At 70.9% G+C, this 12,774-nt stretch carries 7 protein-coding genes; 6 read left to right on the top strand and 1 reads right to left on the bottom strand.

Going from position 1 to position 12,774, the window contains the following annotated elements; all coding sequences use genetic code 11:
- Positions 1–2 precede the first annotated feature (2 nt).
- From ACFOSH_RS18400 to ACFOSH_RS18415, 4 genes are all read left to right on the top strand, one after another.
- The gene (locus ACFOSH_RS18400; RefSeq protein WP_378240163.1) at positions 3–1,496 is read left to right on the top strand and encodes a TIGR02677 family protein; all 1,494 of its coding nucleotides are present in this window, start codon (positions 3–5) and stop codon (positions 1,494–1,496) included.
- On the top strand, positions 1,493–2,713 hold the full coding sequence (locus ACFOSH_RS18405; protein WP_378240164.1) for a TIGR02678 family protein: 1,221 nt from the start codon (positions 1,493–1,495) through the stop codon (positions 2,711–2,713). Before ACFOSH_RS18400 ends, ACFOSH_RS18405 begins: the two co-directional genes overlap by 4 nt.
- Positions 2,710–6,696: a TIGR02680 family protein gene (locus ACFOSH_RS18410; RefSeq protein ID WP_378240165.1), complete on the top strand. Its 3,987-nt coding sequence runs from the start codon at positions 2,710–2,712 to the stop codon at positions 6,694–6,696. Before ACFOSH_RS18405 ends, ACFOSH_RS18410 begins: the two co-directional genes overlap by 4 nt.
- Positions 6,697–6,783: 87 nt before the next feature.
- Positions 6,784–9,798, top strand: a complete 3,015-nt coding sequence (locus ACFOSH_RS18415) for an AfsR/SARP family transcriptional regulator (protein ID WP_378240166.1) — start codon at positions 6,784–6,786, stop codon at positions 9,796–9,798.
- A 1-nt stretch (position 9,799) separates the two neighbouring features.
- On the opposite strand, the gene ACFOSH_RS18420 is transcribed toward ACFOSH_RS18415, so the two are convergent.
- Positions 9,800–10,231: a hypothetical protein gene (locus tag ACFOSH_RS18420; RefSeq protein WP_378240167.1), complete on the bottom strand. Its 432-nt coding sequence runs from the start codon at positions 10,229–10,231 to the stop codon at positions 9,800–9,802.
- 149 nt (positions 10,232–10,380) lie between these two features.
- On the opposite strand from ACFOSH_RS18420, the gene ACFOSH_RS18425 reads away from it, so the two are divergent.
- Both ACFOSH_RS18425 and ACFOSH_RS18430 read left to right on the top strand, forming a co-directional pair.
- Positions 10,381–11,247 (top strand): DUF4394 domain-containing protein, encoded by an 867-nt coding sequence (locus ACFOSH_RS18425; protein WP_378240168.1) that lies wholly within the window; start codon positions 10,381–10,383, stop codon positions 11,245–11,247.
- A 211-nt stretch (positions 11,248–11,458) separates the two neighbouring features.
- Positions 11,459–12,649 (top strand): HNH endonuclease signature motif containing protein, encoded by a 1,191-nt coding sequence (locus ACFOSH_RS18430; RefSeq protein ID WP_378240211.1) that lies wholly within the window; start codon positions 11,459–11,461, stop codon positions 12,647–12,649.
- Positions 12,650–12,774 lie beyond the last annotated feature (125 nt).

A 12,774-nucleotide genomic window follows, 5' to 3' on the forward strand; every position in this document is an offset into this window, starting at 1 on the left:
GCATGGATCCGTTCCGTGTACCGCCCGAGCTGTTCCGTTTCACCGACGGGAGCAGATCCGGGCTCCCCCTGGCGATCCTTCATGCCTTCAGTGAGGCGAACGAGCGACTCGAGACGGCGCTCGGCATCGACGACGTCCGCACCGAGCTGCGAGCGGCCGGCTGGCTGGAGACGCTGGACGACGATGAGCTGGTCAGGGCGCTGGACCAGCTGAGGAGCCAGAGCCACCTCGACGTCGTCCAGAACCACGCGGGCGACTATCGGACGGCGTCCGAGTACGAGCGCCGCAATCTCCAGTACTCGCTGACCAGGCAGGGCGAAGCGGCGTACGCGGGTGTGGTCCGCGCGAACGAGGTGCTCAACGCCACCGGCGCCCTGCAGACGGCCACCCTCGACGCGCTGGGTGAGCGGCTCGGCGAGCTCGCGAAGCAGCTTGAAGACGGCACCGACCGGCGCGTGTTCAGCACGCTCGCCGAGGTCGAGAGCCATCTTGAGGCATTCCGCGACAACACGAAGCGCTTCAACGGCGACCTCCAGCGGCTCCTGCACGCCGAAGCCGATCTCGTGACGTTCCACGAGGTCAAGGCGGCCACCGTCGCGTATCTGCAGGAGTTCCTGAACGACCTGGAGCACCACACCCACACGATCGCCACCCGCATCAAGGAGATCGACGACCACGGCATCGAGCGGGTGCACCGGCGGGCGCTCAACGGTGCGGCCCTGCAGAGCCCGGATCAGCGCTGGCTCGACGTCCGCAAGGCGCGGTGGGCCGGGCTGCGCGCGTGGTTCCTGCCCGAGGACGGCGCGGAGCCGCGGGTCGAGGACCTGCACGTTCTCGCGCGGCGGGCGATCGTCACCCTCCTCCAGGTGCTGGACCGGATCACCGAGTCGCGGCGGCGCGCGAGCAGCGCGGTCGCGGATTTCCGCGAGCTGGCGCGGTGGTTCACCGTCGTCCCGGCGCAGGAGGACCTGCATCGCCTGTGGTCCACGATGTTCGGGCTCAGTTCCGCGCGGCACGCGCATCTGGCCCACGCGGACCCGGAAGTGGTCAGCACGACGGCGTCGTGGCTCGACGCGCCGCCTGTCGAGGTGTCCGAACTGCTCCGGTCGGCGGGCCGTACCGAGCGGTTCACCAAGACCGGACGCGTCCGCGACGTCACCGCGCTCCGGGCAGCGCGAGCGGTACGAGCCCAGGAGGAGCGCGCCGAACTCGAAGCGGCGTGGAGCATGCTCGACACCGGTGGGGTCGTGCGGCTTTCGGCGTTCGAGAAGCTGGACCACACCGTTTTCGAGCGGCTGCTGGACCTGCTGGGGCAGGCACTGGGCAGCCCCGTCGGCGCGGACGGCACCCGGCGGAGCACGACGTCCGACGGCCAGATCGAGATCGTTCTCCGGCCACCTCCCCAGGGCGCCGTGGCCCGCTTGACCACCACGAGCGGCGTCTTCCGGGGCCCCGACTACGAAATCGAGATCAGCACGGCCGGAGGCGGTGCGTGAGCCTCACGAACCAACTGGTCATCGCGGAACGCGAAGAGGTCGCGCGCGGGATCCGGGCGCTACTCGCCAAGCCGCTGATCGGCGAACGCGGCTCCCCCGAGACCTTCGACCTCATCCGCCGCCGCCGCGAACCCATCCGGCAGTGGTTCGACTACTACTGCGGCTGGACGCTCACCGTCGAACCCCGGCTCGGCTACGCCCGGCTGGTCAAGGTCCGCGCGGCCGTCGATCCCAGCCGTCCCGCCCGGCGGCTGCGGTCCGGGCGCGCGGCGTTCGACCGCCGTCGTTACGTCTTGCTGTGCGTGGCGGCGGCCGAACTGCTCACGGTGCCGGTGACCACCATCGGCCTGCTCGCCGGCCGCGTCGCGCACGCGAGCGCCGCCGACGACCTCGTGACCACGTTCGACGTCGCTTCCCGGGCCGAGCGGCTCGCGTTCGTGGACGTCCTCAAACTGCTGGAGTCCTACGGCGTCCTCCAAACGGCCGACGGCGACACTGAGTCCTTTGTGGACGACGTCACCGCGAAGGTGCTGTTCCGGGTCGACGCGACACTGCTGCTGCGGATGCTCGCCGCACCTGTCGGGCCGTCGCAGCTGGCCGTGCCCGCCGACGACGTCGCGCTGCGGTTCGAGGAACTGCTGGAGGCGGTGTCGCACGAGCAGCGCTACGGCCTCTCGTCGGGCCGCCACGAGGACACGCCGAGCGCTTCGGACGTCCAGCGGAACCTGTGGCTCCGGCACACCGTTTTCCGGCGTCTCGTCGACGACCCGGTGCTGTACTTCGCCGAGCTGACCGCGGAGGAGCGCGCGTACCTCGGGTCGCCGACCGGGCGCCAGTTGCTGCGCCGCGCCGCGGAACAGGGCGGTTTCGTCCTCGAAGAACGCGCGGAGGGCGTGCTGCTCGTCGACGTCGACGGGCTGGCCACCGACGAGAAGTTCCCGGACGACGGCAGCAACGCCAAGGTGGCCGCGCTCCTGCTGCTCGACGCGCTGGACGAGCCGCGGACGACCGACTACCTGCAGAAGGCGACCGCCAAACTGCTGAAACGGTTCCCGCGCTGGGCCAAGACCTACCGGGGCAAGGACGGCGTGCGACGGCTGACCGTCGACGCGCTCGCGGTGCTGACCGGTTTCGGGCTGGTCCGCATCGAAGCCGAACTCGTCCGGCCGCTCCCGGCCGCCGCGAGGTACACCGACCGCAACGAGGAGGCGCCGTGACCGTGACGAGGTGGATCCCGTCCCGCGCGGGCATCCTCAACATCTGGCGCTACTACGACGAGATCTTCGAGTTCCACGACGGGCGCCTGCTGCTGCGCGGCCCCAACGGGAGCGGGAAGTCCAAGGCGCTGGAGCTGCTGCTGCCGTTCCTGTTCGACGCGAGCCTGCGCGCGAACCGGCTTTCGACCTTCGGCACGAGCGAACGCAGCATGCACTGGAACCTGATGGGCGAAGGCGCTTCCGGCGCCACGCGCGTCGGGTTCGTCTGGCTCGAATTCGGTATGGCCGGGGACAAGTGGTTCACCTGCGGTGCGCGGCTGCAGGCCAGCACGCACACCAGCACGGTGCACGCCGACTTCTTCACCACCGGGCTGCGGATCGGCGACGGCCTTTCGCTGGTCAACGAGGCCGGCCAGCCGCTGACCAAGAACGCGCTGGAGGAGGCGCTCGGCGAACAGGGCACCGTGCACGCCGGCGCGGCCGAGTACCGCACGGAGATCCGCGCGAAGCTGTTCCCCACCTTGAGCGAGCAGCGGTACGACGCGCTGATCACCGCGCTGCTCCAGCTGCGGATGCCCAAACTCTCGCAGCGGCTCGACCCGAGCCTGCTGTCCAACCTGCTCTCCCGCGCGCTTCCGCCGTTGGGGCAGCAGGAGATCGCCGATCTCGCCGAGGGTTTCGAACGGCTCGACGCGCAGCGTGAGCGGCTGGGTTCGCTGGAGACCGAGGTCGACGCGACCCGAGCGCTCGCCGCGCGGCAGAAGACCTACGCCCAGCGTGTGCTGCGCGCGGGTTCGGCGAACCTCATCGCCGCGACCGCCGAACTCGACGACCTCGCCGCGGCCGCCCGCCGTTCGGCCGAGGAGCACGACGAGGTCGCCGCGCAGAAGGAAACAGCCGAGGAACGCGCGGCGAAGCTCGAAAAGGACGTCGAAGAGACCGGAGCCCGCCTTTCCGGGCTGACCGAGTCCGAGTCGTACCAAAAGGGCCAGGAGCTCGACAAGCTGCGGCAGCGGACCCTGTCCACCACGGAAAAGGCGGAAACGCTCCGCGCGGACGCCGATCGGCTCCGGACCGAGGCGGACGCCGACGAGGAGCGCTCGCGAGCGGCGCAACAGGTGGTGAAGCGTCAGGCCGACCTCGTCCGTGCGCAGGAGACCGAGGTCCGGGCCGCCGCGACCCGCGCGAACCTGGCAGGCGTGCACGACGAACTCGTCGCCGGATTGGGCGGGGCGGCCCGGCTCCGCCCGTTGCTGCAGGCCGCCGTCCGCGGCAAACGTGACCAGGTGGAGACCCTCGGCCGGGCACTGGACAAGCACGAACGCGCCGTCGGACGCCGTCACCAGGCCGAGGCGGACCTGGACCGGGTGAGGTCGGATTTCGCGGCCGCACAGGAGAAACTGGACCTCACGACGGCGACCCGCGAACTCGCGCTGAGCGATCTGCGGACCCGGCTCGCCGAATGGGCGATCGGCTGCCGCGAGCTGCGGTTCCCCGACGTGGAAGCGCTCGTGCGGGAAGCCGAGGCGGAAGTCGCGCTGCTGGGCAGGATCAGCGCGGTCGCCGAGACCGTGCTCGAAGACATCATCCGGCGGGAATCGGCGACCGGTACCGCGCTGGCCACCGCGCGCACCGAGCACGACGAACTCCTCGTCGAGGCGGGCGTGCTCGAGACGGAGGACGTCCTCAAGCCGGAGTCGCCGCGCACCAGGACGGCGGACCGGACCGAGATGCGCGGCGCACCGCTGTGGCGGCTGGTCGATTTCGCGAGCTCCGTCCCGGAAAGCGCGCACGCCGGAATCGAAGCCGCGCTCGAAGGCGCCGGGCTGCTGGACGCCTGGGTGAACTCCCACGGTGTCGTCGACGGCCACGACGTGCTCGCCGAAACCGGGACGCTGCCGGTGGCCTCCGGCCGTTCGCTCGCCGACGTCCTCGTACCGGAACCCGACGCCGGGGTCGCCCCGGCGAAGGTCCGGCGGGTGCTGGAAGTGATCGCGTTCGACGACGAACTCCCCACCGGCCCGGCCGCGATCGGCGCGGACGGCGGCTGGCGGATGGGCGGCCTGTCGGGCAGCTGGGCGAAGGAGGCCCCGTCCTACATCGGTGCTTCCGCCCGCTCGCGTGCCCGTGAACGCCGGATCGCCGAGCTGCGGGACGAGATCACCGGCCGTGAGAAGAGCATCGCCGAGCTGGAAGGCGAACTGGCCGCGCTGCGCGGCAGGCGCGAGCTGATCAAGATCGAACGCGCCGCCCGCCCCGGTCACGACGATCTCCTTGCCGCGACCGGGGAAATGACCACGGCCGAGGCAGACCTGACCGCCGCCGACGCCGCCGTCCGGCACCGGGAGACGGCCGTCTCGGCGCTGGAGTCCGAAGCCAAGACCGCCCTGCACGAGCTGACCGGCCAGGCGTCCGACCACGGGCTGCCGACCGAACGCGCGCCGCTGGCCGCGCTCGCCACGGCCCTGCGCACCTACTCCGACCAGGGCGAGAACTGGCTGTACGAACACGGGAACCTGTTCACGGCGACCCAGCGGGCCGGGACGTTCGCCGAACAGGCGGACCGGTCGGCGGGGAACGCGGTCCGCCGTGAGGACGAGGCCGCCGAGGCGGAGGCCGAGCGCACGAAGCTCACCGCGATGCTGGACGCGATCGAGGGATCCGTCGGCACCGGCTCGCGCGAGGTGCTCGCCGAGATCGACGGCCTGCGCACGAAACTGCGCGAGCTCTCGGGCGAACTCCGCGCCGCGAACTCCGACGCCAAGGAGCTGGCCGTCGCGCTGGGCGCCCTCGGCGTCCGGCGCACGAACGACGCGCGGGCCCGTGAGGACGCCGCCAAGAAGCAGGACGCCGCCGCGCTTCGGTTCCGGAAGCTCGCCACCGGGGTCTTCCCCGCCGACGGCGGCATCGAGGACCTGCCGAAGTTCCAGGCCACCCTGTCCGCCTCCGAGGGGGTGCGGGCGGCGCTCGACACGGCCCGTCTGGTGGCCGCGGCGTGGCCGTCCGTGCCGCACGCGACGGGCAACCTCGGCGAGGCGCTGCACCGGCTTTCCGAGGCCGTGCACACCTGCCGGAACACGCTCAGCTCGCGCGCGGAACTCGATCTGGAGACCGACGAGGACGTCCAGATCTTCACCGCCGTCGTCGACGGGCTGCGGGTCGGCGCGGCCGAACTGCTGAAGATCCTTTACGCGGAAGCGGAACAGAGCAGGCACGAGATCACCGGCCGCGAGAGCGACCTGTTCGACAAGACGCTGACCGGCGACACCCGCCGCCATCTCGCGGCCCGCATCCGGCAGGCCAACGACCTCGTCGATCGCATGAACGCGCGGCTGGAACGGGTGCGGACCGCGTCCAGGGTCGCCGTCCGGCTGGTCTGGCAGGTCTCCCCCGACCTGCCGCCGGGTACCAAGACCGCGCGGGACCTGCTGCTGAAGGATCCGGACGAGCTGACCGCCGAGGATCGCGTCTCGCTGCACAAGTTCTTCCGTGAACGCGTCGAACAGGCGAAGGCGGACGACACCGCGACCAGCTGGGAGCAGCAGCTCGCGCAGGTCTTCGACTACACGTCCTGGCACCGGTTCGTGGTCAAGGTGGACCGCGCGAACGGGGCGGGCTGGCAACTGCTGACCAAGAAGCTGCACGGCGCGCTTTCCGGTGGGGAGAAGGCGATCGCGCTGCACCTGCCGCTGTTCGCCGCCGTCGCCGCGCACTATCAGGCCGCGCCCGAGGCGCCGAGGGTGATCCTGCTCGACGAGGTGTTCGTCGGTGTCGACACCACCAACCGGGGGCAGGTGTTCGCCCTGCTGTCCGCGCTCGACCTGGACCTGATGCTGACGTCGGACCACGAGTGGTGCACCTACGCCGAACTCGGCGGCGTCGGGATCCACCAGCTCATCACCGGCGGGGACGGCGACGACGCGGTCACCACGGCCCGGTTCACCTGGAACGGTCACGACCTCCTGCCCGCCGAACCGCGTTAGCCTGAGCGGCCCCAAAGCCGGGCGCAGCGGGGCCCTTTCCGCCGTTCGTCCTTGTGCGGCGCGGGACGGCTCGCTACGTTCCTGCCGGTGGCGCCGACGGCTGTGCGGATCCAGGTGCTGGGTTCGCTGCGCGTATGGCTCGACGGGTCGGAAGTCGACCTCGGCCCACCGGGCCGACGCGCCGTCCTGGGGTTGCTGGTCCTCGCCGGCGGCGAGGCGATGTCCAAGCAGGACCTGGTGGACGCGCTCTGGGGCGAACGGCCGCCGCGCAGCGCGGTGAACGTCCTCCAGACCCACGTCAAACACCTGCGTCGGCTGCTGGAACCCGATCGCCCGTCCCGCTCGGGGAGCGAGATCCTGCCGTATGTCGGTGGCGGCTACGCGCTGCGCTGGGACGCCGTCGAGATCGACCTGCCCCACGTCCGCGGGCTCGCCGCCGAAGCGAACGACGCCCAGCGCGACGGCGAGACCGCCCGTGCCGCGGCCCTGCTCGGCGAGGCCCTGCGCCGGTGGCGCGGCAAACCGCTGGCCGACATCCCCTCGCTCACAACGCATCCGAAGGTCGTGGCGCTCATCTCGGAACGCCGTGCGCTGCTCGCCAGGTACGGCGACGCGATGCTCGCCATCGGCGCCCCCGACGAAGTGCTGACCGAGCTGGTCGAGGCCGCCGCGGACCAGCCGCTGGACGAGCCCGCGCAGGCCCGGCTGATCCGCGCGTACCACGGCGCGGGCCAGCGGGCGACGGCTTTCCGGCTCTACCAAGAGGTTCGCGGGCGGCTCGTCGAGGAACTGGGGGTCGAACCCGGACCCGAACTCCTCGTGGCGCACGCCGCCCTGCTCGACGACGGGGAATCGCCGCCCGGCCCGCGTCCCTCGGCCCGGGTCCCCCGGCAGCTGCCCGCCGAACCGCCCGGGTTCACCGGCCGGACGACTGAACTGTCCATTTTGGACGAACTGGTGCCGAAGGCGGGCGGCTCCGGCGGCGCAGTGGCGCTGGCGGCCATCACGGGGACGGCGGGGGCGGGGAAGACCGCGCTGGCCGTGCACTGGGCGCACCGGGTCAAGGACCGGTTCCCCGACGGGCAGTTCTACGCGAACCTGCGCGGCCATTCGCCAGGGCCGCCCGCGACGGCACTCGAAGTGCTCACCCGGTTCCTGTCCGCGCTGGAGGTCCCCGCCGAACGCCTGCCCGCGGACACGGAGACCGCGTCCGCGCTGTACCGGACGCTGATGACCGACCGGAAGGCCTTGGTACTGCTGGACAACGCCGACGGCGTGGAGCAGATCCGGCCGCTGCTGCCCGCCGGGCCGGGCTGTCTGGTGCTGGTGACCGCCCGGGACCGGATGACCGCGCTGGTCGCCCTGCACGGCGCCCGGCGGCTCACCCTGGGCATGCTGGATCCCGGCGAGGCACTGGAACTGCTCGCGCGGGTGCTCGGTTCCGAGTGGATCCGGGCCGAGCGCGAAGCGGCCGCCGAGGTGGCCGGGCTGTGCTCGTATCTGCCGCTGGCGCTGAGGATCGCCGCTGCCAACCTCGCCGACTACCCCGGGCACGGCATCGAGGACTACGCCATCGAGCTGCGCAAGGGCAATCTGCTCGCCGCGCTCACCGTGCCGGGCGACGAGCAGATCGCCGTCCGGACCGCCTTCGACCTCTCCTACGCGGCCCTGCCCGGGGAAACGCGCCGGGTGTTCCGGCTGCTGAGCCTGGTGCCGGGCAACGACATCGGCGCCGAGGCGGTCGAGGTCCTCACCGGCGTCGAGCGGGCGGGCCCGATCCTGGACACGCTCGCGGGCGCGCACCTGGTCGAGCAGCACGCGCCGGACCGCTACCACTTCCATGACCTGCTCCGCCGCTACGCCGCCGATCGCCTGACGTCGCGGGAATCCCCGGCCGAACGCGGATCCGCCCGCCGCCGGTTGCACGAGTGGTACCTGCGCGGCGTCGACAGCGCGGCGAAGCTGGTGTACCCGCACATGTTCCGGGTTCCGCTGTCCGTACCCGACGGCCCGGCGCCCACCGCCGCGAAGGAGAACGCGGCCGAATGGCTGGAGACCGAACTGGGCAACCTCGTCGCCGTCGTCGAGGACGCGGCGCGGAACGGGCCGCGTCCGGTGGCCTGGCTGCTGGCCGACGCCCTGCGCGGCTACTTCTGGATGTCGGTGCGCCAGGTGGAATGGCGGGCGGCCGCCGGGGCCGCGCTGTCCGCCGCCGAGGAGGACGGCGATCCCCGCGCCCGCGCGTCCGCCCGGTTCAGCCTGGCGGACTTGAGTTTCCGTCAGGGGCGGTACCGGGAGGCCGTCCGGCACTACACCGGCGCGCTCGTGCTCGCCCGGCGCTCGGACTGGGTGGAAGCGCAGGCCGCCGTGCTGGGCAACCTCGGTTGCGCGTACTGGCAGTCCGGGCGGCTTCCGGCCGCCGCGGTGCGGTTCTCCCGCGGGCTGGAGCTGAGCAGGCGCGCCGGCAGACCCGCCGGGGAAGCCGTCGCGCTGGGCAATCTGGGGCTCGTCCACTGGGAGATGGGCGACCTGCCCAAGGCCGCGATGCACTACGTCCAGGCCTTGCACCGGTATCGCGGGATGGGTTCGCGCTACGGGGAGGCGATCAACCTGGCCAACCTCGGCCAGGTGCAGCACGCCCGCGGCCGTGCCACCGAGGCGGCCGGGCTGCTCGCCAAGGCCCTCGTGCTGCACCGGGCGGCCGGGAACCGCGCCGGGGAGGCGGAAACGCTCGGCAGGCTCGCCTCGGTGTACTGCGATCTCGGCCGCCTCACCGACGCGCTCGACCACGCGCGCGACGGGCTGCGGCTCGCGCGGGAGACCGGCGAACCGCGAGGTGAGGGCGAAGCGCTCGTCGCGCTCGCGAGCGTGCATCGGCGTACGGGCCATCGGCAGGACGCCGTCCGCCGGTACCGGCAAGCCCTGGCCCTGCTGCGGGAAACCGGCGACCGGTACCCCGAGGTCGACGCGCTCATCGGGCTCGCCACCGCCACCGGCGACCTCGGCCAGGCCCGGCAGGCGCTCGCTCTGGCAGGCCAGGCGGGCTACGGCGCGCTGCGAAAACGGGCGGCGGCCGCCGTCGAGGCGATCCTTCGCGCCTGATTCACGCCGCGGCGATGCCGCTTGTGGTGTCGTACGCGCCCGCGGGCTCGAAGGTGACGACGACCCACGGGTTGACGCCGTGTTCCTTGCCCGCGTTGTCCGTGCAGGAGAACTCGCTCATGTCGAAGGCGGTCCACCGGCCGCGTTCGTCCTTGGTCGGCCGCACCGACTCCTCTATCCGGCCGATCCATCGGCAGGCCGCGGAGTGCACCCGCGCTGTCACCGCGGGAACGACCCAGACGACCGCCCCACCGTCCGCGCACCACGAAAGATTGTAGGTATAGGTCCATTTCCCGGGTTCTTCGAGTACGACCGGTTTGATGGTCCTGACCCCGGACGCGCAGTCCCGGGCGGCGCTCGCCTCGTCGGTGGCGGCGAACGTGAGGCCTGCCCACAGGACCACCGAACCGGCAAGAACGTTCTTGATCGTCATCGCTCCCCCTGAATCCGTCGTCGTTCCACTGTTCCGCCGCTTCCCGGCACCCGCAAGGCGCCGGACGCCGGATCCAATCGACGTCCAATGGCCGTCCAGTGCCGCCCAATAGCTTGTGATCACACCAGTTTCCGGCGAGGGGAGTACTGATGAAGGAACGGCTGAAGAGAGCAATGGTCGCGACGGCCACCACGGTGACCGTCGCGGCGGCGCTCGTCGTCGGCACCGCGAACACGAGTTCGGCACAGGCCGCCGGTCAGTGGGCGTTCGCGATCTCGTCGGACGGCAAGCTGATGGCCTACTTCAACACCACCGCGCCCCACGTGCTCAACTGGGTCCGGCTCGTACAGGGCCTCACCTGCGGGGAAAGCGGCCTGATCGGGATCGATTTCCGGGTCCAGAACGGCCTGATGTACGGGCTGGGGAACAACGGCTGCATCTACACGATCTCGACCCCGCCCACGACACCCGACGTCGTCGTCACGAAGGTCTCGCAACTGAGTGTTCCTTTGGAAGGCAAGGACTTCGACATCGACTTCAACCCGGCCGCCGACCGGCTGCGGGTGATCAGCGACACCGGCCAGAACCTGCGGCACAACCTCGGCGACCACATCACCACCGAAGACACCATCCTGACCACTCCACCGGCGGGCGGGCCCACCCGGGGCGTCACCGCCGCCGCCTACACGAACAACGACCTCAACCCCGACACCGCGACCACGTTGTTCGACATCGGCACGGCCACTGACCAGGTGCTCGTCCAGGCTCCCGCCAACAACGGATTCCTGAGTCCGACCGGAGCGCTCGGCATCAACACCGGCCCCGTCGCGGGCCTCGACATCTTCAGCGATCTGACCAACGGCAAGACGACCTCGGTGAGCGCGTTCGCCGTACTCAACCCGGCGTCCGGCCCGTCGGTGTTCACCACCGTCGATCTGCTGACGGGCGCGGCGACCAAGGTCGGCGAGTTCCCGTTGCCGATCGGGGATGTCACGATCGCGCTCGACACGAACTGAGCCGGCTGGGCTGGGTTTTCTGGGTGATAGGGCTGTTCGGTTCCCGGTCCTGGCCGGACACCGGACGGCTCTACTCGTTGCCGGAAATCGGCGACGCCTTGTGGCGTCTGGATGATCGAAAAGTGTCGGTGTTCGGTCGTATGTTCGATGGGTGGACACACGCGAAGCCACCTCTGTGGCGCAACTCAGAGAACTCATCGACCCGGACGTCTTGGTGTCGGTCAACGGTGCTGTCTTTTCCTTGGAGGACAGCGATTGTGTTGCTCTCGCGCAGGCGGCGTCGGCGGGGATCGCGCAGCTGGAGGCGGTCCGGTTCCGGGCGCTCGCTCAGCTGAACCGTCATCGAGACGGCGTGCGGAGTGTGGTGCAGGAGGTCGCGTTCGCTCTGTCTCTTGTGGACAATCACGCGGGGGCGATGGTCGCCGCCGCGGAGGCGTTGATCACCCGTCTGCCCCGCACCCTGCACCTGATGGACCAAGGTCAACTGAGTGGTTTCGGTGCGATGAAGGTCGCCGCGGCGACGGCGTGGCTGTCGGATGAGAACGCGCTCGCTGCTGATGCGTTGCTGGAGGATCGGTTACCGGGGAGGAACGCCGATCAGATCCGGAAGGCGGCGAGTCATGCGGCGATCTCGGTCGATCGTGAGGGTGCCGAGACTCGTGCGGAGCGTCATCGGGAGGGTCGTCGTCTCACGATGCGGCAGGGGGAGACCGGGGTCGCGTCGATCGAGGTCGAGGACGGCCCGGTCGAGAAAGTGACCGCCGCTTACCGGCGGATCGATCGCGAGGCCAGGGCGCTCAGAGCCGGCGGCGAGACCCGCACCCTGGACCAGCTGCGCGCCGACGTCGCCCTCGATCTCCTGCTCGGCGGCCAGGGCGGCGCGAGCGAACGCACCGAAGTGTTCCTGTACATGGACTTGGCCACCTATCTCGGTCTCAACGATGATCCGGCGGAGTTGGCGGGGCATGGTCATCTGCCCGCCGGGGTGGCGCGGGAGATCGCGGCCGGGCCGGGCACGGTGTTGCGGCGGATCATCACCGACCCGCTGTCCGGGCAAGTCCTCGACCTCGGTCGGGAGCGGTATCGGCCCACCGCCGGTCTCGGCGAGTTCGTCCGGGTGCGGGACCGTGAGTGCCGAAGACCTGGCTGCCACCGGCCGGCGCAGGCCTGCGATCTGGATCATGCGGTGCCGTGGCAGCACGGCGGCCACACCGACGCCGACGACCTCATCGACCTTTGCCGCCGAGACCACCGCCTCAAAGACGAACCCGGCTGGACCTACCACCTCGACCCCGACGGCACCCTCACCATCACCACCCCCACCGGCCAGACCCACCACAGCACCCCACCACCCCTCCACGACCCCCGCCCACAAACCACCGAGGAACCACCACCGTTCTGAGCCCCGTCGCCGAAAACCGGCGACGATCGGTCGGCCGCGCATCCCAACGGCAAGCCTGCGAGAGACCGACCGCGAGTACCGAAGACCCAGCTGGGTCTACCGGCTCACCTACGACAGCACCCCAC

It is taken from the genome of Amycolatopsis speibonae, from assembly GCF_042647925.1.
Classification (GTDB): domain Bacteria; phylum Actinomycetota; class Actinomycetes; order Mycobacteriales; family Pseudonocardiaceae; genus Amycolatopsis; species Amycolatopsis speibonae.

Excerpts from the sequence above, each read along its gene's own strand:
- ACFOSH_RS18425 (WP_378240168.1), top strand. The coding sequence starts at position 10,381 with ATGAAGGAACGGCTGAAGAGAGCAATGGTCGCGACGGCCACCACGGTG.
- ACFOSH_RS18420 (WP_378240167.1), bottom strand. The coding sequence starts at position 10,231 with ATGACGATCAAGAACGTTCTTGCCGGTTCGGTGGTCCTGTGGGCAGGC.
- ACFOSH_RS18400 (WP_378240163.1), top strand. The coding sequence starts at position 3 with ATGGATCCGTTCCGTGTACCGCCCGAGCTGTTCCGTTTCACCGACGGG.